This window comes from Martinezella paranaensis (assembly GCF_014200235.1).
Taxonomy (GTDB): domain Bacteria; phylum Pseudomonadota; class Alphaproteobacteria; order Rhizobiales; family Rhizobiaceae; genus Rhizobium; species Rhizobium paranaense.
Window position 1 is genome coordinate 136,449 of record NZ_JACHBI010000008.1, and the last position, 22,087, is coordinate 158,535.

At 58.4% G+C, this 22,087-nt stretch carries 20 protein-coding genes; 15 read left to right on the forward strand and 5 right to left on the reverse strand.

Annotated elements, in window-relative coordinates; all coding sequences use genetic code 11:
• Positions 1 to 89: 89 nt before the first annotated feature.
• From GGD50_RS20045 to GGD50_RS20070, 6 genes are all read left to right on the forward strand, one after another.
• Positions 90 to 1,745 carry an ABC transporter substrate-binding protein gene (locus tag GGD50_RS20045; protein WP_183938776.1) on the forward strand — a complete coding sequence of 552 codons (1,656 nt, stop codon included), beginning with the start codon at positions 90 to 92 and terminating at the stop codon, positions 1,743 to 1,745.
• A gap of 104 nt (positions 1,746 to 1,849) precedes the next feature.
• Positions 1,850 to 2,827 (forward strand): ABC transporter permease, encoded by a 978-nt coding sequence (locus tag GGD50_RS20050; protein WP_183938777.1) that lies wholly within the window; start codon positions 1,850 to 1,852, stop codon positions 2,825 to 2,827.
• A gap of 3 nt (positions 2,828 to 2,830) precedes the next feature.
• Positions 2,831 to 3,745, forward strand: coding sequence for an ABC transporter permease (locus GGD50_RS20055; RefSeq protein ID WP_183938778.1), 915 nt, complete (start codon positions 2,831 to 2,833; stop codon positions 3,743 to 3,745).
• Position 3,746: 1 nt separating this feature from the next.
• The gene (locus GGD50_RS20060) at positions 3,747 to 4,559 is read left to right on the forward strand and encodes an ABC transporter ATP-binding protein (RefSeq protein WP_246451345.1); all 813 of its coding nucleotides are present in this window, start codon (positions 3,747 to 3,749) and stop codon (positions 4,557 to 4,559) included.
• Positions 4,556 to 5,482, forward strand: a complete 927-nt coding sequence (locus tag GGD50_RS20065) for an ABC transporter ATP-binding protein (protein WP_183938780.1) — start codon at positions 4,556 to 4,558, stop codon at positions 5,480 to 5,482. Before GGD50_RS20060 ends, GGD50_RS20065 begins: the two co-directional genes overlap by 4 nt.
• Before the next feature lie 43 nt (positions 5,483 to 5,525).
• Positions 5,526 to 5,999 carry a GNAT family N-acetyltransferase gene (locus GGD50_RS20070; RefSeq protein WP_183938781.1) on the forward strand — a complete coding sequence of 158 codons (474 nt, stop codon included), beginning with the start codon at positions 5,526 to 5,528 and terminating at the stop codon, positions 5,997 to 5,999.
• A 22-nt stretch (positions 6,000 to 6,021) separates the two neighbouring features.
• Here the strand turns inward: GGD50_RS20070 and GGD50_RS20075 are convergent, their stop codons facing one another.
• Positions 6,022 to 6,927, reverse strand: coding sequence for a helix-turn-helix domain-containing protein (locus tag GGD50_RS20075; RefSeq protein WP_183938782.1), 906 nt, complete (start codon positions 6,925 to 6,927; stop codon positions 6,022 to 6,024).
• A gap of 199 nt (positions 6,928 to 7,126) precedes the next feature.
• On the opposite strand from GGD50_RS20075, the gene GGD50_RS20080 reads away from it, so the two are divergent.
• The 8 genes from GGD50_RS20080 to GGD50_RS20115 all read left to right on the forward strand — a co-directional run bounded on the left by GGD50_RS20080 (position 7,127) and on the right by GGD50_RS20115 (position 15,950).
• Positions 7,127 to 8,317, forward strand: a complete 1,191-nt coding sequence (locus GGD50_RS20080; protein WP_210318918.1) for an ABC transporter substrate-binding protein — start codon at positions 7,127 to 7,129, stop codon at positions 8,315 to 8,317.
• 80 nt (positions 8,318 to 8,397) lie between these two features.
• Positions 8,398 to 9,306 carry an ABC transporter permease subunit gene (locus tag GGD50_RS20085; RefSeq protein ID WP_183938784.1) on the forward strand — a complete coding sequence of 303 codons (909 nt, stop codon included), beginning with the start codon at positions 8,398 to 8,400 and terminating at the stop codon, positions 9,304 to 9,306.
• A complete protein-coding gene (locus GGD50_RS20090) occupies positions 9,306 to 10,157 on the forward strand; it encodes a carbohydrate ABC transporter permease (protein ID WP_183938785.1) in 852 nt (283 codons plus the stop codon). The genes GGD50_RS20085 and GGD50_RS20090 overlap by 1 nt, the downstream gene beginning before the upstream one ends.
• Positions 10,154 to 12,244: an alpha-galactosidase gene (locus GGD50_RS20095; protein ID WP_183938786.1), complete on the forward strand. Its 2,091-nt coding sequence runs from the start codon at positions 10,154 to 10,156 to the stop codon at positions 12,242 to 12,244. The genes GGD50_RS20090 and GGD50_RS20095 overlap by 4 nt, the downstream gene beginning before the upstream one ends.
• 5 nt (positions 12,245 to 12,249) lie before the next feature.
• Positions 12,250 to 13,341, forward strand: a complete 1,092-nt coding sequence (locus tag GGD50_RS20100) for an ABC transporter ATP-binding protein (protein WP_183938787.1) — start codon at positions 12,250 to 12,252, stop codon at positions 13,339 to 13,341.
• Positions 13,341 to 15,287 (forward strand): beta-galactosidase, encoded by a 1,947-nt coding sequence (locus GGD50_RS20105; protein ID WP_183938788.1) that lies wholly within the window; start codon positions 13,341 to 13,343, stop codon positions 15,285 to 15,287. Before GGD50_RS20100 ends, GGD50_RS20105 begins: the two co-directional genes overlap by 1 nt.
• A 97-nt stretch (positions 15,288 to 15,384) precedes the next feature.
• The gene (locus GGD50_RS20110; protein WP_183938789.1) at positions 15,385 to 15,624 is read left to right on the forward strand and encodes a ribbon-helix-helix domain-containing protein; all 240 of its coding nucleotides are present in this window, start codon (positions 15,385 to 15,387) and stop codon (positions 15,622 to 15,624) included.
• Complete coding sequence (locus GGD50_RS20115; protein WP_183938790.1) at positions 15,621 to 15,950, forward strand: type II toxin-antitoxin system RelE/ParE family toxin; 330 nt, start codon at positions 15,621 to 15,623, stop codon at positions 15,948 to 15,950. Before GGD50_RS20110 ends, GGD50_RS20115 begins: the two co-directional genes overlap by 4 nt.
• Positions 15,951 to 15,998: 48 nt before the next feature.
• Here the strand turns inward: GGD50_RS20115 and GGD50_RS20120 are convergent, their stop codons facing one another.
• From GGD50_RS20120 to GGD50_RS20135, 4 genes are all read right to left on the reverse strand, one after another.
• Complete coding sequence (locus GGD50_RS20120) at positions 15,999 to 18,257, reverse strand: bifunctional diguanylate cyclase/phosphodiesterase (RefSeq protein WP_183938791.1); 2,259 nt, start codon at positions 18,255 to 18,257, stop codon at positions 15,999 to 16,001.
• A 326-nt stretch (positions 18,258 to 18,583) separates the two neighbouring features.
• Positions 18,584 to 18,886: a DUF982 domain-containing protein gene (locus GGD50_RS20125; RefSeq protein WP_183938792.1), complete on the reverse strand. Its 303-nt coding sequence runs from the start codon at positions 18,884 to 18,886 to the stop codon at positions 18,584 to 18,586.
• Positions 18,887 to 18,983: 97 nt separating this feature from the next.
• Positions 18,984 to 20,084: an MFS transporter gene (locus tag GGD50_RS20130; protein WP_246451349.1), complete on the reverse strand. Its 1,101-nt coding sequence runs from the start codon at positions 20,082 to 20,084 to the stop codon at positions 18,984 to 18,986.
• 271 nt (positions 20,085 to 20,355) lie between these two features.
• Positions 20,356 to 21,042, reverse strand: a complete 687-nt coding sequence (locus tag GGD50_RS20135) for a GntR family transcriptional regulator (protein ID WP_183938794.1) — start codon at positions 21,040 to 21,042, stop codon at positions 20,356 to 20,358.
• Between the two features lie 109 nt (positions 21,043 to 21,151).
• Here GGD50_RS20135 and GGD50_RS20140 point away from each other — a divergent pair, with 109 nt between their 5' ends.
• The gene (locus tag GGD50_RS20140; protein ID WP_183938795.1) at positions 21,152 to 22,075 is read left to right on the forward strand and encodes a substrate-binding periplasmic protein; all 924 of its coding nucleotides are present in this window, start codon (positions 21,152 to 21,154) and stop codon (positions 22,073 to 22,075) included.
• Positions 22,076 to 22,087: the final 12 nt, after the last annotated feature.

Consider the following 22,087-nt stretch of genomic DNA (forward strand, 5'->3'; position numbering starts at 1 on the left):
TCGGGTGACTTTGCCGCTTGCCTCGCGCTGATATGACGTCGCAAACCGGGCCGGGCAAGAACCTGCGCCTCGAGAGATGGGGAACGGAAATGAACATCAGGACTATTTTGAAGGCCGCGCTCATTGCCAGTGTCATGGCGCCGGTCGCGGCGCGTGCAGAGGCGATGTTGACTGCGTTGCCGGACGAATCGACCGCATGGGTCGAGAATTTCAATCCCTTCAACACCACGACCCGCGTGCCGTCGGTGGAAGATTTCATGTACGAGCCGCTGATCATCTTCAACGCGCTCAAGGATGGCGAGCCGAACTATCGGCTGGCGGAATCCTTTACCTATTCGGACGATCTGAAAAGCGTCACGTTCAAGCTCAGGGATGCGAAATGGTCCGACGGCAAGCCGTTTACGGCGAAGGACGTGGCCTTCACCTTCAACCTGATTAAGGACCACAAGGCGCTCGACCTGCAGGCGATCTGGGATCAGATCGACGGCATCGAGGCGGTTGATGATCACACGGTCAAGATCAATTACAAAAAGGCCGACAGCGGTCTGATCTTCAAGATCGTGCAGGTCTATATCGTCCCGGAACATATCTGGGCCTCGGTCAAGGACCCCGTCACCTTCACCAATCCCCACCCGGTCGGCAGCGGCCCGCTCACTGAAATCCGCCGCTTCACGCCGCAGGAATATATCCAGTGCCGAAACCCCAATTATTGGGACAATGCGACGCTGAAGGTCGATTGCATGCGCTTCCCGCAGGTCGCAGGCAATGATCAGACGATCGCGCTTGCTGCAAAGGGCGAACTCGACTGGTTCGGCTCCTTCCTCCCGGACATTGAAAAGACCTATGTCGGTACGGACCCCAAAAACCATGGCTACTGGTTCCCGGCCGGTTCCATGGTTGCCTTCACCATGAATTTCGAAACGGCGAATGCCGGAAATCATGAGGCCTTTAACAATCTCGCCTTCCGCCGCGCCTTCTCCATGGCGATGGATCGTCAGGCGATGGTCGACATTGCCGGCTATGGTTATCCCACGCTCAACGAATATCCGTCCGGCCTCGGTCGCGCCTTCCACTCCTGGAACAATCCGAAGGTGGATGAGGAATATGGCGTCTACTCGAAATACAATATCGAGAGCGCCAAGGCCGAACTTGCCAAGGCCGGCTTCAAGGATATCGACGGCGACGGTTTCGTGGAAAATCCCGACGGCAGCAAGATCAGCTTCGACATCATCGTGCCGAATGGCTGGACGGATTGGGTCAACACCTGCCAGCTCGCGATCGAAGGATTGACCCAGATTGGTATCCAGGCAAAGCTTTCAACTCCCGATGTTCCCGGCTGGACCGATGCGCTGACTACCGGCAAATACGATGTCGCGATCAACTCGTTTCGCACCGGCGTCACACCTCATTTCATGTATGACGAAGCGCTCAATTCGCGCAACAAGGGCAAGACGCGCTTTGCTTCGGCCCATTACAGCAACCCCGAGCTTGATGCGCTTTTGAACTCCTTCTACACGACCAATGATCATGCGCAGCAGCTCCAGACCATGAACAAGATCGAGGAGTTCATCGGCGCGAACCTGCCCTTCGTGGCGGTCTACAACAATCCGCTTTGGTACGAATACAACACCAAGCGGTTCACCGGCTGGTTCAGCGCGGACAATCCGGTTGCTCGCCCGGTTGTCTACGATGGTGTGCCAGAGCGTCTCCTGCATCTTCTGGCACTGCGTCCGGTCGCACAATAGCTCCGGCGCGTCCGGTTCGATCCCTCTCCCCGGACCCGCTCCTTCGGTTCAGGCTTAAGGCCTGAACCGAACGGCGACGGTCACCCACCGCCGGAGACAAGCCGATGATGTTCATTCTGCGAAGACTGTTTTTTTATGTCGCCGCCTTTTTCACCGCGGCCACGATCAATTTTTTCATACCGCGGCTGATGCCGGGCAATCCGGTGGACGTGATGTTCGCCAAGATGAATTCCTCGCTGCCGCCGGAAGCCAAAACTGCCCTGATCGAAACATTCGGTTTTGCTTCGGGACCGCTTTATCTGCAGTTTCTCGACTATATAAAAAGCGTCTTCACCTGGAATCTGGGACCATCGATCAAATTCTATCCGCTGACGGTGGGCCAGGTACTCGGCCATGCGCTTCCCTGGACGATCATGCTCGCCGGCACGGCGTCCGTCCTCGCCTTCCTATCGGGTTCGTTGCTTGGGGTGTCGGCGGCCTGGCGTCGCGGCGGCATCCTTGATACGATCGCTTCTCCCAGTGCGCTTGCGATCCAGTCCATTCCCGCGGTCGTCGTGGCTCTGACGGCGCTCTATGTCTTCGGCCTGATCCTGGCTTGGTTTCCAACGAGCTTCGCCTTCGATCCTCAGCTTGATCCGGGGCTAACGCCGAGCTTCCTCTCAAGCGCGCTTTACCACGCCGTCATGCCCGTCGTGTCGCTCGCCTTCGTTCACATTGGCGGCTATCTCGTCACCATGCGCAACAACATGATCGGCCAGCTTGGCGAGGATTATGTTGTCATGGGTCAGGCCAAGGGCCTTTCCGACCGTCGTGTGATGTTCAACTACGCGGCGCGCAATGCCCTGCTGCCAAGCGTGACGGCGTTTGCCATCACGCTTGGCGCCGTGATGGGCGGCTCGCTGGTGACCGAGGTGGTGTTCAATTACCCAGGTCTCGGTCATCTCCTCTATCTCGGCATCGTCGCGCGCGATTATCCGCTGATACAGGGTCAGTTGCTGATCATGACGCTCGCCATGCTCTCGGCCAATCTGCTCGTCGACCTCATCTACGTCCTGCTTGACCCAAGACTGCGGAAGGCTTGACCCATGAAAAGGATGCTCCTTCCCATTCTCGGCAACCGCAAGGCGCTTATCGGCCTTGCCATCGTCATCCTCTATGTCGCCGTCGCCGTGCTTGCTCCCGTGCTGACCGGCCATGATCCGATCAAGCGGGTCGGCCGGCCGCACGAGGCGCCGTCTTTGGACCATATCCTCGGCACCACGCGGATGGGCCGCGACGTCTTCACGCAGTTGATCTGGGGCACGCGCACATCGCTGTTCATCGGGCTTCTCGCAGGCTCGATCGTCACTGTGATCGGTGTGATCCTCGGCGTGACCGCCGGCTATTTTGGCGGCGTGATCGACGAAGCGATCAACTTCGTGACCAATATCGCCCTCGTCATTCCGCAATTGCCGCTGCTGCTTGTCATCGCCGCTTTTGTCGGCGAGGCAAGCCCGTTGGTCATCGCGCTCATCATCGGGCTGACCTCCTGGGCCTGGGGGGCACGCGTCACGCGGGCGCAGACCCTGACGCTCCGGCAACGTGATTTCATCCTTGCCTCCGAACTGATCGGCGAGCCCAAATGGCGGATGATCGTCGTCGAACTGATGCCCAACCTGCTTTCGATCATCGGCTTCAACTTCATCGGCTCGGTCATCTATACGATCATCACCGAGGCGACACTGGAGTTTCTGGGCCTGGGCGATCCACTCGCCGTTTCCTGGGGCGCCATGCTTTACAATGCGCAGACCTCATCGGCGATGAGCGTCGGTGCCTGGTGGGAAGTGTTCGCACCGGCAACTGCGATCGCCATTATCGGCATCGGCCTGTCGATGATCAATTTCGCCGTCGATGAAATCTCCAATCCGCGGTTGCGCACGCTCGGGACGGTCCATGCGGCCGTCCGGAAACAGCGTAAGCTCGACCGCGCTCGGACCGTGGTCCTGGAACAGGAGGCTTAAATTGAACCTCTCCTCCAATCTTGTGGAAGTGCGCGGACTGCAGGTGGATTTCCTGACCCATAACGGTCTCTTCACCGCCGTCAAAGGCGTGGATTTCGACATAAGGCGCGGCGAGGTGATGGGGCTGGCCGGCGAGAGCGGCTGCGGAAAATCGACCATAGCCTTCGCCCTGATGCGGCTGCATCGTCCGCCGGCGATCATTTCGAGAGGCGATATCCGGATCGACGGAACCGATGTGCTGGCGCTTTCCGCCCGCGCCTTGGAGCAATGGCGCTGGCGCAAGGCATCCATGGTGTTCCAAAGCGCCATGAGCTCGCTCAATCCGGTGCTGACGATCTTCGAACAGTTCCGGGATGTGTTGTCCCGGCATGACCGAATGGGACGGGACGCGGCGCGGGCGCGTGCCGAAACGCTGATGCAGCTCGTCTCCATTCCCTCCGATCGGCTTGACGACTACCCTCATCAATTGTCCGGCGGCATGCGCCAGCGTGTCGTGCTCGCCATCGCGCTCGCGCTCGAACCGCAGCTCGTGATCATGGATGAGCCCACGACTGCGCTCGACGTGGTGGTGCAGCGGGAGATCCTGCAGGAGATCGTCACGCTCAAGGAAAAGCTCAACTTTTCCATCCTGTTCATCACCCACGATCTGGCGCTGATGGCACAATTTGCGGACCGGATTGCCATCATGCTGAAGGGTGAAATTGTCGAAACCGCGCCGGTCGCCGATATCGTTGCCGCACCCCGGCATGATTATACGCGGCGCTTGTGGGACGCGATGCCGCGGCTCGGTCACGCGATGGAGGCCGTCGTATGATGGGCGAAAATTTCCCGCCGCTGCTCGAACTGCAGAATGTCAGCAAGATCTTCACGCTGAAGCCTTTCTTCGGGCCGGAAAAGCGGGTCGAGGCGCTTCGAAACGTGACTTTGACATTGCAGGCGGGTCGGGCGCTGGCGATCGTCGGCGAATCCGGCTCCGGAAAATCGACCGTAGGGCGAGCCGTCGCCCGGCTCTTCCAGCCGACGTCGGGCAGCATCCTGTTTACGGGCCGAGATATCGCCGGCCTTACAACCCATGCCGACCAGATGAGCTATCTCCGCCGGGTGCAGATGGTGTTCCAGGATCCGTTCGCCGCGCTCAATCCGGCGCATAAGATCCGCCATCATCTCGTGCGGCCTCTCGTCCTGCATCGCGGCTTGAAAGGCGAGGCGTTGGAGGAGGCGACGCGCCGAACGCTCGTCGATGTCGAACTCGATCCGGACGTGACGCTCGATAAATATCCGCATGAGCTTTCGGGTGGGCAGCGCCAGCGCGTCAATCTCGCTCGCGCGCTTGCCGTCGATGCGAAGTTGATCGTCGCGGACGAGCCGACATCCATGCTCGATGTCTCGATCCGCCGCTCGGTGCTTGATCTCATGCGCCGGCTGAAGCTCGAGCGCGGCATCGGCTTCCTCTACATCACCCATGATATCGCGACGGCGCATTATATCGCCGAGGAGACGGCGGTGATGTTTGCCGGCCAGATCGTCGAATATGGTCCGTCCGCCAGCGTGATCCGCGATCCGCAGCATCCCTATACGCGGCTCCTGCTTTCGGCTGTGCCCGATCCGGCAGTCCGGATCACGAGCGGTCGTGGCGAACGGGGACAGCCGTTCTCCATGCATGCCGAAACGGTGCGGAATTCGTCTCGCAGGCCGGTTGGGCAGTCGGTCGAAGTTGCCTCCGGCCATTTCGTCTAACATCATCCCGATATCAACCCTCCAACAGGAGACATTGCACAGCATGCCTGATCTTCTGGTCCGTCTTTACGACCTGCCTGCCCATGACAATGCGAAAGTGGCAGCCCATGGCATTGAGATACGCCGGGCGCTCACGCCGGAGCGCGGTCTGGTACTCGACTGGATCGAGACGCATTTCGGCTCGAAATGGGCAGCCGAAAGTGAAACAGGTTTCGGCAGCCATCCGATCATGACGTGGATTGCGGTCAGGAATGGCGAGATGTTGGGCTTTGCCTGCGGCGATGCCACTGCCAAAGGCTTCTTTGGGCCGACGGGGGTCGCTGAGGATCAGCGCGGCAAGGGGGTGGGCGAGGCGCTGTTGTTTGCCGTGCTCTACGGCCTTCGCGAAGCGGGCTATGCCTATGCCATCATCGGCGATCCAGGTCCGGTCGAATTTTACCGCAAACGCCTCGATGCACTCGAAATCCCCGGATCATCGCCCGGGCTCTATCGCGGCATGCTCCGCACGTCTTCCTGACAACCTATCGGGACATGACGCCTTAGGTTGGTCTTGCAGCGGCAACACCGAAGCTGCTGCGATATTTCGCAGGTGTCGTCGAAAAGCGCCCTTCGAACGCTTCATAAAAGCGCGACAGCGAACCGAAACCTGCTTCAAAGGCGACAGCGGCGACGGGCAGATCGCTGGAAATCAGCAGGGACTGGGCGGTATCGAGACGATGACGCGTTATCGCCTGGTTGATTGTAAGTCCTACCGCCTTTTTGAAAATCGACATCGCATAGTTCGGATGCAGCCCCGCGGCCAGTCCCACGTCTATTGCCGATATTTCGCCTAACGCCTTCTCGGCAATGAAGCGGAGCATTTTCTCAATCCTTGGCAACCGGTCGGGGTCCTGGTTGCGCGATATTTCGATGGCCGAGCTGCGTTCGCGCAGGTCTTGCCAGCCGTCGCGCGCAATCCGTCTAATGCGCGCAACGAGTTCGTCACGTACGATCTGCTCCAGCTCCGGGTCGCCGGACAACAGCTCTTCGCGCCATCTGAGAAAGACATCCCGATCAGGAGGCCTGGGGTTTAGCGCTTCTATAAGGCCGCCACGAAACACGGCGTCGCGGAACGAGCTCATGCTGTTGAAATTAACGAGAACGGACATCGGGACATAGAGGCAGACGAAATTTGTCGGCTCGGTGACCTCCACGACCTGATGCGGGATCATTCCCCAGAACAGGCAGAGCTGCCCCGCGGAAATCTGCAGCCTGCGGCCATCGAACCAGTAGGTGATGCGCCCGTCGAGAACATAGTTCAGCTCCACCTGACTATGCATGTGAGGCCCGCTCATGCGCCGCACGTCCAATCGTTCACCGGCACAGAAGCGATGGTCGCCAAACACGACGAGCGGATGGCGGGTTGGGCCGTCATGAACTGGAACTGACTCATCTTCGAGCAGCATCGGGGCGTCCTTTAGCAAGTTCGCGATCTTAGAAAACCGGAAGTGATCTTCGCAATCGCGGTAGCGGTCTACGAATTTGGATGATGAATATCAATCGCCGCACATGGGAGTGACATGTGCGTAGGCGATATGGCGCAACGAGTCAGTGGAGGATTGTGTGCCCTTTTTTAAAAATTTCAGCTCGATTGCATTGAGCTACATGCTGATCTCGTCGGCAGCTTGTGCTGGAGAAATCGTTCTCAATTCCGATCAATCCGACCCAACGCCGAAGAAGGCAATGGAGCAATTGATCGTAAACTTCGAGGCGAAGAACCCTGACGTAAAGGTCAAGTGGAACGATTTCGATCACGAAGGCTACAAGTCCGCTATCCGCAACTTCCTGACTGCAGACGCTCCCGATGTCGTCGCCTGGTATGCAGGCAATCGCATGGAGCCTTTCGTCAAGGCGGGCCTCTTCCAGGACGTGAGCGATGTCTGGGCAACCAACGGTTTGAACGACCAGTTGAAGGCGGCTTCCGCCTCCATGACGATCGACGGCAAGAAATGGGGCGTTCCCTATACCTACTATCAGTGGGGCATCTACTACCGCGCCGATATTTTCAAGGATAAGGGCATCGAGCCGCCGAAGACCTGGGACGAATTGGTGGGAGCTTGCGCCAAGCTGAAGGCCGCCGGCGTCACGCCGTTTGCCATCGGCAGCAAGGCACTCTGGCCGACCGCCGGCTGGTTCGACTATCTCGATCTGCGCCTGAACGGCTATCAGTTCCACATGGATCTGACGTCGGGCAAGGTGTCCTACACCGATCCGAAGGTCAAAGCCGTGTTCGCCAAGTGGGCGGAACTGGTGAAGCCCGGTTACTTCCTTGCAAACCATTCCGCGCTCGATTGGCAGGATGCGATTCCGCAATTCGTCCAGGGCAAGGCGGCCATGTACCTCATGGGCAATTTCGCAGTTGCTCCGATGAAGGATGGCGGACTGAAGGAAGATCAGATCGGCTTCCTACCGTTCCCGGAAATCACGGCCGGATTGCCGTCTTCTGAAGAAGCGCCGTTGGACACGTTTCATATCCCGTCGGGCGCCAAGAACAAGGAAGACGCGAAGAAATTCCTTGCCTATGTGGCTTCTGCGGACGCGCAAACGACAATGAATGCCACCCTTGGCCAGTTGCCGGTCAACAACCAGTCGACTAAGCCGGACGACAAATTCCTGAAGGCAGGCTTCGAGATGCTGTCGAAGGCGCAGGCCCTCTCGCAGTTCTACGATCGTGATGCACCTGCCGACATGGCGAAGGCCGGCATGGAAGGCTTCCAGGAATTCATGGTCAAGCCCGACAAGATCGATGCGATCCTCGCGCGTCTCGATAAGGTGCGCGCTCGCGCATACAAATAGCATCCTCCCATGATGATAGGGTGCCGGACGTCCGTGACGTCCGGCAGAATTCTTACCAGCAGTTTGTATAGGAGCAGACGGTGGGCACGCCCAGTACCGCTCAACCAACGTTCTGGAAACGCAATCAGCAGGCTCTTGCCCCCTGGCTCTTTCTCGCGCCAGGCGTCCTGATGTTTCTGGTCTATGTGATTGTTCCCGTATTCCAATCGGTGTGGATCAGCTTTCACGACTGGGACGGCCTTGGGCCGAAAACCTGGATCGGTCTTGGAAACTATGTCGAGCTTTTCTCCGACGATGCCTTCTATACGTCGCTGGAGAACAACGTCATATGGCTTGTCCTCTATCTGCTCGCCGTTCCGGCCGGGTTGGCGGCAGCGCTGTTCTTGAACCAGACCGTGGCGGGTATCCGCCTCTACAAATCCCTCTTCTTCTTTCCCTTCGTCATCAGCCAGGTCGTCGTCGGCCTGATCTTTACGTGGTTCTACGCCCCGAACTTCGGCCTGCTTTCGGCGCTGCTGAACGCCTTGACGGGAACGCAGATCGCCGTCCTTGCCGATGAGCGTCTGGTGACCTACGGCATTATTGCTGCCGGCCTTTGGCCGCAGATAGCCTATTGCATGATCCTCTACCTGACGGGCCTGAACAACATCAATCCGGAGCAGATCGAAGCCGGGCGCATGGATGGCGCAAAAGGCTGGCATTTGTTCTGGAACATCGTCCTGCCGCAGCTTCGCCCGGCAACCTTCATCGCGGTGGTGGTGACGGTCATCGGCGCTCTACGGTCCTTCGACCTCGTCTCGGTCATGACCGCCGGCGGTCCCTACGGATCGAGCCGCGTTTTGTCCTATTACATGTATGAGCAGGCGCTTTCCGAATATGGTTTCCGCATGGGCTACGGTGCAGCGATTGCCGTCGTTCTCTTCCTGATCATGATGATCTTCATTGCCTTCTTCCTCATTCGCATGCTGAGGCAGGAAAGGAATTCCTGATGTTTCCGACACCTGTCCAGAAATCCGGGCCATGGGTTTCCATCGCCTATCAGATCATTCTGCCGATTACTCTCATCGTCTGGCTCCTGCCATTGATCGGCGTGGCGTTGACATCGATCCGCCCATCGGGGGATTTGGCTGCCGGCAACTATTTCGGCATCCCATCCGGCTTCGCCGGCGTCGAAAATTATACCGCCGTCTTCCGGGATTCACCCATCGGTCACTACATACTGAACTCGTTCAAGATCACCATCCCGACGGTGATCGGCGCAGTCGGGCTGTCCTGCCTCTGCGGCTTTGCCCTTGCGGTCTATCGCTTCAAGGGAAGCCTCGCGCTGTTCTTCATCTTCGTCGCGGGCAACTTCATTCCATTTCAGATCCTGATGGTTCCGGTTCGCGACCTTACCTTGAAGATGGGCCTATACGACACGGTAACCGGGCTCGTATTGTTTCACGTCGCGTTCCAGACGGGCTTCTGCACGCTCTTCATGCGCAATTTCATCAAGGGGCTGCCGTTTCCCTTGATCGAATCCGCGCGCGTGGAGGGCGTCTCGGAGTGGCGGATTTTCGTCCACGTCGTCCTGCCCTTGATGCGCCCGGCGATTGCGGCGCTGTCCGTGCTGATCTTCACCTTCGTCTGGAACGACTATTTCTGGGCGACAGTTCTTGTGCAGGGACAGGCTGCAATGCCAGTCACCGCTGGTCTTAATGCACTTAATGGACAGTGGGTCGCCGCATGGCATCTGGTGTCGGCGGGCTCGATCGTCGCCGCCATGCCGCCGGTTCTGATGTTCTTCTTCATGCAGAGGCACTTTATTGCAGGCCTCACTCTGGGAGCGACCAAAGGATGAGCAAGACTGTTGTCGTCACAGCGGGAGAGGTCTCCTTAGCGCTCGGTCTGCCGAAACGCGGCATGCCCGAGATTCTTGGTTTCGGCCGGGGCGCGCGTGCGCCCGAATTCTGGCCCGACGTGCCGCGGTCGAGCCGTGTCAATGGCATGGATTTCGATGTGCCCTCGAATGTCCTGTTGCCTGTTGGCGGTCTCGGCTTCTTCGGCTGGCCGGCAATCTCAGGCCATCGAGATGGACGTTCGTTCATTCTGGATTTCGGCAATTGGCAGTCCGAAGAGAGCGATGCGGGCGTCGTCCTGGAGGCCAAGGATGCTATCGCGGAAATCGGCCTCCAGATCCGCATGGAGGCAAGCCCGACCGGCGTTCTGTCGATTTCGACCTCCCTGACCAATAACGGCTCCGGCGACTACACCCTAGACCGTTGTATGGCGGCAAGCTTTCTGATGCCGGCTGGCGCAGCGGAACTGACGAGCTTCACCGGCATGTGGGGCAGGGAGTTCCAGACCCGCCGCTTCCCGCTTTCCAGCGGGCTCTGGATGCAAGAAAGCCGGCGCGGACGCACCTCGCATGACCGCTTTCCTGTGGTTTTCCTCGACAGCGGCGACGAGCAGATGGGCTTTCATCTCGGCTGGAGCGGCAATCATCTTATCGCGATCGACACGCTCGACGACGGACGCCGGCTGGTGCATCTCGGCGAACTCTTCGAGCCGGGTGAAATGCGCCTTGCGCCGGGAGAAAGCTACGACAGCCCGACGGCCTTTGCAGGCCCCGACAGCCAGGCCTTCATCGCCTTTGTCCGGGAACGCGTGGTCGCATGGCCCGGTGGCGCGATGCGACCACGGCCGGTGACGCTCAACACCTGGGAAGGCAATTACTTCGATCATCGCATGGAGTCCCTCAAGGCCCAGGCGGATGCCGCGGCGGCGATCGGTATCGAGCGTTTCGTGCTCGATGACGGATGGTTCGGCAAGCGCGACGACGACACGACCAGCCTTGGCGACTGGTTCATCGACGCGCGAAAATATCCTGACGGCTTGAAGCCGCTTGTCGATCATGTGACGTCGCTCGGTATGGAATTCGGCCTCTGGTTCGAGCCTGAGAACGTCAACCCGGAATCGGAATTGTTCCGCGCTCATCCGGATTGGGCCTTGCAGGTCAAGGGCCGTTCGCTTCTCCTGTCGAGAAACCAGCTTGTGCTGGATCTGACGCGGCCGGAGGTCAGCGACTATCTCTTCGAACGCATGGCGGCGGTGCTGTCTGCCCATGCGATCTCCTACATCAAATGGGACATGAACCGCGACCTGACCCATGCCGGCGGCGTTGATGGTCGTGCGCTCATCGCGCGGCAGACGCGCGCCGTTTACGCGTTGATGGATCGGATCCGGCAGGCATTCCCGGCCGTCGAAATCGAAAGCTGCGCATCCGGTGGCGGGCGCATTGACTATGGCGCCCTCAAGCGTACTCACCGCGTCTGGACGTCCGATTGCACCGATGCCTTCGAGCGGCTGGAAATTCAGGACGGCGCCTCGCAGTTCGTGCCGCCAGAAATCCTCGGCGCTCATATTGCCGCTTCGCCGAACCATCAGACCGGCCGTAGGCTCAGCCTTTCCTTCCGCGCCCTTGTCGCGCTCGCCTATCATCTCGGCGTCGAGCTCAATCCGCTCACCCTGGAAGCGGAAGAGAAACAGGAGCTTGAAGGCTGGATCGCGCTCCACAAGCGCCTGCGGCCGCTGCTGCATGCCGCCGGCAAGCAATTTCGTCTACCGGCGCTCGACGGCCGCTACGTCTGGGGCGCTGCCGATTCCGAACGTAACCTGGCCTTCGTCGTTCAGGGGCCGCAGATGGTCGGCGAACAGCCGGCGCCCGTCCGCCTGCCGGTTGATGGCGACGACAAGGGGCAGTGGCGGATAGCGGCAGTGCATCCCGCCGAGCCCGACTTCATCCGAATATCCGAAGGTCAACGGAAACTTCTGAGTGGAGAGCTGACGTTCAGCCTCGATACGCTCAGGCATGTCGGACTGCCCCTGCCGATGCTCCGTCCCGAAAGCGGGCTCCTTCTCGAACTCGAACCCGTGATCAAAGGCTAAATTCCATGGGAAATGTAACGCTCAACCGCGTGACGAAGCAGTTCGGCGCCGCCAGCGTCATCAAGGGTGTCGATCTGACGATCGAGGCCGGCGAATTCTGCGTCTTCGTCGGACCCTCCGGCTGTGGCAAGTCCACGCTTCTGCGCATGATAGCCGGGCTGGAGGACATCTCCTCCGGCGCGCTCAAAATCGGCGGCAATGACATGACCAGGGTCGGCCCGGCCGAACGCGGGGTCGCCATGGTGTTCCAAAGCTATGCGCTCTATCCGCACATGACGGTGGCGGAGAATATCGGCTTCGGCCTGCGCATGACCGGTCATTCAAAAGACGAAGTCGCCCGCCGGACCAAGGCGGCTGCCGAGATGCTGCAACTGCAATCGATGCTGGGCCGGAAGCCTTCCCAGCTTTCGGGTGGTCAGCGTCAGCGCGTCGCTATCGGACGCGCCATCGTGCGCAACCCGCAAGTCTTCCTGTTCGACGAGCCGCTCTCCAATCTCGACGCCTCGCTCAGGGTGCAGATGCGCACGGAGATCAGCAAGCTGCACCAGGATATCCGCACGACGATGATCTACGTCACCCACGATCAGGTTGAGGCCATGACGATGGCCGACAAGATCGTCGTGCTTCAGGGCGGACTGGTCGAGCAGGTGGGATCGCCGCTGGAACTTTATCATCGGCCAAAGAACATTTTTGTCGCTGGCTTCATCGGCTCTCCGAAGATGAACTTCCTCAAGACCACGGCTTCACCCGTTGCCGATAGTGTCAAGGTCAATCTGCCCGGCGGCCAGTCGATCACCCTGCCGGGCGCTTCGGTCAGGGAAGGCCAGTCGGTCACGCTCGGAATTCGTCCCGAGCATCTCGATCGGGGCGAGGGGAATGGTACTGCGCTTTCCGGCAAAGTCCGCCTTGCCGAATATCTGGGATCGGAGACAATGTTCTATCTCGCGCTTGCAGATGGTAGCGAGGTTGCGGTGAAGGCAGATGGTCTCGCGCAGGCTAAGCCCGGCGACGATCTTTCCATTCATGTCCGGGCCGCCGCCTGCCATCTGTTCGACGATGCCGGCAATGCCATCCTCAACGGAGATCTGACGAAATAATGCTTGGCGTTTGCTACTATCCGGAACATTGGCCCGAAAGCTGGTGGGAAAAAGACGCGCGCCGCATGCGGGCGCTTGGGATTTCCTATGTGCGCATCGGCGAATTCGCCTGGTCGCGCCTTGAGCCCGCGCGTGGTATGTTCGATTTTTCCTGGCTCGACCGGGCGATGGACACGCTAACGAAAGCCGGTCTGAAAATCGTCCTGGGGACGCCGACGGCCACGCCGCCGAAATGGCTGATGGACGAATATCCCGAAATCGCCCCGGTTGATGAGCAAGGCAAGGTGAGGGGCTTCGGCTCGCGCCGCCACTATACCTTCTCGTCGGACGTCTGGTGGAAGGAATCCGAACGCATCGTCGAAGCCGTCGCCAAGCGATATGGCGAGCACCCTGGCCTGGCCGGCTGGCAGACGGACAATGAGTATGGATGCCATGACACGAGCCTTTCCTGGGGCGTGGAGGACCTGAAGGCGTTTCGCCGCTGGCTGCGTCTTCGCTACCAGTCGACGCAGCAGTTGAACGAAGCCTGGGGCTCGGTGTTCTGGTCGATGGAAGTCCAGAGCTTCGACGATGTCGTGCTGCCGAACTTGACGGTGACTGAGCCCAATCCGGCCGTCAGGCTCGATTTCTGGCGCTTCCATTCCGACCAGATCGCCGCCTATGACCGGATGCAGTGCGATATCATCCGTCAGCATTCACCCGGCCGCTGGATCACCCATAACTTCATGGGTTTCGTCAACGATTTCGATCATTGGAAGGTTGGCGAAAATCTCGATCTCGCCTCCTGGGATTCCTATCCGATCGGCTTCGTCGAGAAGTTCCCCTTCAGCGAGGAAGAGCGTGTGCGCTGGGCTGAGACATCGCATCCGGACATCGCCGCCTTCCATCATGATCTCTATCGCGGTGTCGGCAATGGTCGCTTCTGGATCATGGAGCAACAGCCGGGGCCGGTGAACTGGGCGCCCTGGAACCCGGTGCCGAAGCCGGGCATGGTGCGGCTTTGGGCCTGGGAGGGTCTTGCCCATGGCGCCGAGGTGGTGAGCTATTTCCGCTGGCGCCAGGCTCCCTTCGCGCAGGAACAAATGCATGCAGGGCTCAATCTTCCGGGTCTCGACGAACTTTCGCCGGGAGGCTTGGAAGCTGAAACCGTCGGACGGGAAATTGCGGCGATCGGTGCCTTGCCGGAGGCTTCTCAAGCGCCAGTGGCCATCGTCTATGACTACGAAAGCTACTGGTCCGCGGTCATTCAGCCGCAGGGCAAGGATTTCCGCTACGAGGAGCTCGCGTTCCGCTGGTACGAGGCTGTCAGAAAGCTGGGGCTCGATGTCGATTTCGTTCGACCGGGCGCTAGTCTGAAGGGTTATCGGCTGGTTCTCGTCCCCTGCCTGATGCATGTCTCCGATCTGGCTCTTGCCGCATTCGAGCAGGCGGACGGCGTCGTCCTCTTCGGCCCGAGAACCGGTTCGCGGGACCGCAATTTCAAAATCCCAACCAATCTTCCGCCTGGACCTGTCCGTGACCTTGCTGGCATTCGGATCACGCAGGTCGCCTCCCTGCGACCGGGTCTCGGCATTTCGTTGTCCGGCGCGATCGATGGCCAGGCGACCCGATGGCGCGAATATATTGAGACTGCGGCGGACGCCAAGGTCGAGACGACATTCGAAGACGGCCTTCCGGCGCTGGTATCCAAGGGACGATATCGCTATCTCGCCTGCTGGATCGAGGGGGCTGCCCTCCAGGATCTGATGCAATATCTTGCCAATGGTCTCGATCTGCAAACCGTTGCTCTGCCAGATTTCATTCGTTATCGCAGTGCCGGCGAGCTAACATTCGCGTTCAATTATGGGCCTGATGCTTGGTCGATTCCTGAAACGCAGGAGTTTGTGATGGGCGGACAGCAAGTCCCCCCATTCTCGCTCTCTGCATGGAGAAAGGCGTCGGTCTGAACATCGAACGGGTGGTGCGCAGAAGCACATTCTGCGCACCCAATCGCCGTAGTCGCGCATCCTTGCCAAATTTTGCCATCGCGGCTATGTTTTTCGCATGAGCACGATGAACATTTCCCTGCCGGATCATCTCAAGAGCTTCGTTGATGAGCAGGTGGCAGGACGTGGATATGGGACGAGCAGCGAATATATCCGCGAACTGATCCGGCGAGATCAGGACCGTCTTATTTTGCGTGGGCTTTTGCTTGACGGGGCATCGTCTGTGCAGACTGATCCTGCCGACGGACGCTATTTCAACGATCTGCGCGATCGAGTGCGTGGTCATTCCAGTAAGTGACAAACAAAACCATCATCCCTCGGGAGCTGGCTCGCGGTGACGTCGAAGCGGCCGTGGACTACTACGCAAGCGAGGCTGGGACCAAGGTCGCCCTCGGCTTTATTGACGCTCTACAGGCCGCTTACGATCTCGTAGCGAGGCATCCGGAATTGGGATCGCTGCGTTATGGATACGAATTGGGATTGCCTGAACTGCGCAGCATTGCGCTAAAACGATATCCCTACATCGTCTTTTATCGCGACCAAGAAAATCACGTTGACGTGTGGCGCGTGCTTCATGACAAACGGGATATCCCGCAGTCGATGCAGGAACCCGAGAATCATTGATTTCCGGACAGATGCCGTCTGAAGCGTGGCGGTGAAAGCGTGCGTAGCTTACCCTGCCTCTGTCAGTCTTTCATTCTTCGTACGGCAAAATTCGATCAACTGCTTCGAGGTCATTGGTCGTGCCAAAGCGTAACCTTGCAGCAGATGGCAGCCGAGATCCTTCAGGATCTTCGCATGCTCCATCGTCTCCACGCCCTCGGCAACGATGTCGATGTTCTGTGACCGGCCGATCTCGATGATCGAGGAGACCAGGCGGCGTTGAGATGGAGACGTGACAATCGGGTTGATAATTTCCCGATCGATCTTGAGCCGTCGTGGCTCGAATCTGAGTAGGCTGACGATACTGGCATGCCCGGTGCCGAAATCATCGATCTCGATTTCAATGCCAAGCTCTTTGACGGCCGGAATGATCTCATTGAGAACAGGCTGGAGATCGTCGAAGGAGATTGTCTCGAGCAGTTCGAAACACAGGCGGCCTTTTACCAAGGGAAGCGCGGACAGTTCGGCAAGCAGGTTTGCCTCCGCCAGTCGACGCGCCGAAATATTCACGGAGACACGCGGGATGTGCATTCCCAGGCTGTCCCACCTTGTCAGCTCGAACAGGGCCTTTTGCAGGATGAGCCTATCCATGTCGCCGGAACGCCCCAGATTTTCTGCGACGCCAAGAAATTTGTCCGGGGTGAGCAGACCCTTTTGCGGGTGTTCCCAGCGGGCAAGTGTCTCGACGCCGGCGATATCCAAGGTGTTGGCGTTAAACTGCGGCTGGAAGAATGCAACGAGTTCATCGCGATCGAGCGCATGATTGAATTCGTTCGCCAATTCTTTCGAATGGATCGCGGCGCTGCGAAGCTCTTCGGTGAAAATGGCCGAGCGGCCGCGACCTGCCTTCTTCGCCTCGTAGAGAGCCAAATCGGCATTTAGAAGCAATTGACCGAGTTCCCGCCCGCGCGCAGATGCAGTCTCCCAGGCGACGCCGACGCTGGCGCCGACCACACACTCCCAACCATCGATGAAGAGCGGCTGCTCGAGCGTATCGACGATCTGCTCAGCCAATTCGTTTGCTCCGCGCTCGGGATTGGCACTCCAACTAGCGAAGATGAACTCATCTCCGCCGATCCGAGCCGCTACGTCATGTGGACCGGTCAAATCGGCAAGGCGCGACGCCGTTGCCTGCAAGACCGCGTCGCCTCCAGCATGCCCCTTCGTGTCGTTGATCTCTTTGAAGCGATCCAGGTCGATATGAATGAGGATCAGACAATCTTCCGAACTGGGTCGCGGCGGTTGGGCGATCATCTGGTCAACAAATCGCCTGTTAGGAAGCCCCGTGAGGGCGTCATGCAGCGACAGATATTCCAGCCTTTGCCGTGCTCGAACGAGCTTTTTCTTGTGAAGGCGGAGCTTCTCAATGGTTTTCTGGCGCGATTTCGTCAGAAAGCCAACCCAGACCATCGGCGCAACGACGCATAACGCCAACAGGCTCGCATAAAGCTCAAAAATGGCTATGCCGTTATTTTGACCCCAACCGCCCTTGGGCAGGGCGACGAGGGTCCAACGGCCATACGTCATATCGACGGATGCCACCACCGGCTGCTTCGAAAACGTTCCGAGGTCGCCGAGAAAAACTTGTTTGGACAAGTTCGGTTGCGGCGTGGTGCTGACGGCAATCTCAAGGTCGCTCGATCCAAGACCGCTATCTTGGTAGAGCCTCGGTATGTCTATGATCCCGGAAAGAAGGCCCCAAAAAGTCTGGCTTTTTCCGTCATTGATATAAACCGGGCACCTGACCACGAAAGCAATTCCGCCTTGGACCAGCTCCACGGGGCCCGTCAAAACGATGTTGTGGGTGTTGCGCGCCAGCATCGCGCTATCCCGCTGCTTCTCGTTCGTTCGGTAGTCAAGGCCGATGGCCTTTTCGTTTCCTTTTTCCGGATAAACCCACTTGACCACCATGCCGGGCGCGGCGGCAAAGCTTCGCAGTTGTGAATCGGGCTGCAAGATTTCCGCGGCAAGTTTGGAAAAGGCGTTCTGGTCCATCGTCGGATTGACCGCGACACCGGCGGCCAGGCCTTGCAACAGCTTGACGTTGCTATTGATGTTCGTCTGAAGCCGCGACGATATGGTGGCAAGTTCGCCCGCAACAACCGAGCGCTCGTCGGCCAGCGATCGTTCCCGCTGCCAGTTCGTTGCAACACAGACGACGATGGCTGCAATAGTCGCTGCAAATATTGCCGGCGCAAATGCGCTGGCATGGCTTATTGCAGAACTCGCGAAGCCGCGTAATATTTTTGAATTTCTTCGAAACTTCATCAGGTTGCCGGTATAGAGAACAGGCCTGCATCCTGGCACAGTTTCTTTAAAGCAACGCTAAACCCATCAGCCAATCTACTATCGAAGAAAGCCGTCTATTCTTTCTGGATTGCGGCACTGAATGTCGCTGATTGTTGATTTCAACGGCTCGTTATATTTGACGGGCTTCGCCTTAATTATTTGAATTAACAACATAATTTTATGGGCGGCGATGTTCTGATCACAGCTCACAAGCTGCAATCCCGGTTCGATTGCGAAAGTGGATGAAAGCGATCTTCTTCTGTAATTTTTGCTGTGACAACCGCCCGCCAGATCCGCTTATTGTCTCAGAATGCCGGTTTGGGTGGCTCGATGGTGGCAAAATCTGGGATGAAACATCCGAGCTTCATATAGATGCAGGCTTCGTGCGCTGCCACGATGAAAGCATCTCTTGCAAGCTCAGGCGTGGATTTGCCCTCGACTGCGGCGCTGCAGATCATCAACGCATCCTGATATGCCTGATCTTCTTCGGCGGGCCAGTTTACCAATAGGCAATCGAGTGCTTCCAAACTGCTCCGGATCGTTCGAAACTCGCCGATCCGGTGTAGCTCAAGGCTTACGGGCTCCTGCCATGTTCCACACGTCATCATGATCTACCTCTGACGCTGAAACGGAGCAAAGGGGATTTTTGTTCCTGAGAGAGGCTGCGTGACGGTCTTTCCGATCCTTGAAAGCTAATCGCGGTTTTCAAGATTGGGATGATGCCAGCATCCAGGACTGGCGGGCGCCGAGCAATAAGACCGCAGCGGCAAAGACAGCGACTGCCGAAGCGACGTGAAGTACGGTTCGAAAGCCATAGGTCTGTGCGATGACACCGACGGCCGGGCCGGCCAGTACGCCGCTGATCATCAAGGTGTTCCAGTAAATCGCCGTGGCGCGCGCCGGACGGTCTTCGGCGTAGGACTGGACAAAACTGATGCCAAGGCTTGCATAGAGTCCGTAGTACAGCCCCTCCATTGCCGCGCTCGCCAACATCTGTGGAAAGCTCTGGACCGAGGCCAGGAACTGAATGGCGATAACGGCTAGCAGCGTTGTCGCCAATAATGGCTTCCGGATTCCAAACCTGGCCATCAGAAGCGGCGTTGAAAAAATAGCGAAGACTTCCACAAAGGTTTTGACGGTGAAGGCTAATCCCGGCGCATAGCCTGGCAGCCCAACTTCCTGCACGTAGAAAAGGGGCAAGGTCGAAAATGTCAGCGAGCGGGCGGACGATAGGCAGAACACAAATGTTGCGGCGAGCCAAAGACCGGGATTTACGCGACCGCCTTCGCGCTTTTCCAAAGCGCCTTCCTTGGGCTTGGCCTTGGCGTTCTGTGGCTTCACCCACCACCAAAGTACCAGCCAGACGAGCCCGAGTAGGAGGCCGCATCGGAAAACACCAACTTTGCCGATTTGATCTGCGATGACAAAGGAAACCGCCGGCCCGACCATCCAGGCCGTGGAGGTTGTGGCGCGCATGAAGGCGTTTAGCCGGCTCCGTTCGATCTGGTGCTGCTCAGCCAAACCGCTGCCCAGACTGAACATTGTCGATACCGCGCTCGTGCTGACCCCGAACCCGACCACGCCGAATGTCAGCACTGTCCAGAGAGCCGGAACGATTGACAAAGTGAGGTTCGCTAAGAGATAGCCGCCCAGGGCGACCCCGATCAGCGGAAAGGCACTTTTGCCGCGATCAATACGCTGAGCAAACTGACGATTGATCGCGATCGCCAAGCACGAGAGGGCTCCCGCATAGATGCTGATCGTCCATGGGGCCTGCTTCAGACCGTCAACGATGAAAAAGCCCATGAATGGCGCGATCATCGCATTGCAAACTGTTCCGACGAACAGAAGGAGCAGAAAGGGGAGGAGTGCACGTCTAGGGGGGGCGGGACATAGGGACCGAATATGAAGCTCTTGGGATGTCACGCATCGCACGACTTACAGACCTGCGCAATCACAGGTGCAATCGGCTTTCACCAACGTCCACCATCTTGCCACTGCGAGACATTCTCACCGCCGGCCAGCCAAGTCTGTGAATGCTTTCGCCGAAGCTAAGCTGAAATCCGGCGGGCGACCGTCAGATGACTTTGCGGACTTCCTGCTCGAAACTGAGGACGTGATGTAGCGCGATCCGTTCAGCGGTTTCGGCATCTCCGCGGCAGACGGCTTCAAGCATGAGTGTCTGCTCCTGCACGACCTTATCGAGCCCCGGCGCCAGTTCCGGAAATCGCCTCATGGCGACATGAAGAATCCGGAGGGAGAGATTGTGGTAATGATCGAGCGTGTCGAACAGATAGCGGTTCTTGGCGCTTCGATAGATAAAACGATGGATGCGCCGGTCTAGCGCGAGCAGGGCGTCAAGTTCCGTGGGCAGAGAAAGAGCCTTCAGCGCCTCGATCAGTTCGCCGGCTTCGCGGCGTTCCGGCTCACGCAAACGTTCCGCCGCCAAGCGCGTCGCCCAGGATTCGATCCGTGCTCTGGCTTCGTAGATTGCGGTAAGGTCGCTGATATCGATCCTGCTGACAAAGGTACCCCGACGCGGATTGACGTCCACGAAGCCGTCACGCTGCAGCCGGAGCAGGGCCTCGCGCACGGGCGTACGGCCAACGTCCAGGCGGCGCATCACTTCGTTCTCACGCAGAACAGTACCCGGCGGCAAGTGTACCGTGATGATATCCTCCCGGAGCTGCAGATAGGTGCGCTCAGCCAGCGTCAACCCTGCTTCCGGGTCGTCGAGCATTTCTTCCGACACCCAATTGTCCATCACATCGTCTCCGTCCTGAGAGTGATCCGGTCCGATTGCTGAATCACTTGACAATGCACTTCGATAATATACTCTGTAATATATTACAAAAATATTAGGAGGGTGAACCATGAATAGCAACGAAATTTCCTCATATCCCCCACTCAAACGTGGTGTGGCGGCAATCTTGGGCTTCGGGCTTGGGATGCTGGCTGCAACCGTGGTTGCGCAGGCCGAAGACTTTGAAACGCTGAAGCCAGGCGTGCTCCAGGTCGCGATCGAGCCCTACATGCCGTATACGGCGCTGAAGGAAGACAAGCTGGTCGGGCTCGACAGCGACATTATCGACGCGGTTGCCAAGAAGCTTGGCCTCAAAATCGAAACCACGGTGACTGACTTCCCCGGCATGCTCGCTGCGGTGCAGTCTCAGCGCGCCGACATCACGATCGGCGGCATCGCCTGGTCCGACGCTCGCCAAAAGGCGGGCCTGTTCACTGATCCTCCCTATTATTCTCCGCCCGCCATGGCCGTTCATGGCTCGACGTCTTATCCGGACGTCAAAAGCCTTGAAGGCAAGGCACTTGGCACTGTCACAGGATATGTCTGGGCCAAGTCGATAGCCGAAGTGCCGAAGGCCAATGCGCGCACTTATCCGACGGCTGACAGCGTGTTCGAGGATCTTTCATCGGGAAGGCTCGATGTCGGCTTTCTCGACCCCTTGCTGATCATCTATCAACAGCAGCAGCGGCCCGACATGAAGTTCCAGGTCGCATATCTCAATGCCCCAACCGCAGAGCAGGTCGCCGCGCATCCGGATTACAAATATTTCCAGCCGTATATGACCGGCTTCTACCTCCCCAAGCAGGCTCCGAAGCTCACAAAGGCGGTCTCGGATCAGATCGACGCAATGTACAAGGATGGTTCGCTTGCGGCCCTTGTGACGAAATGGGGAGGCGATCCGAAGCAATTCCTGGTTCCGTCGCCGGATATGGCCGCGCAGCGTCGTGGTGTCGACCGCTCGCAGACTTGGTCGCCGCCGTCAATTGCTGACTGACTACCGGGAGGA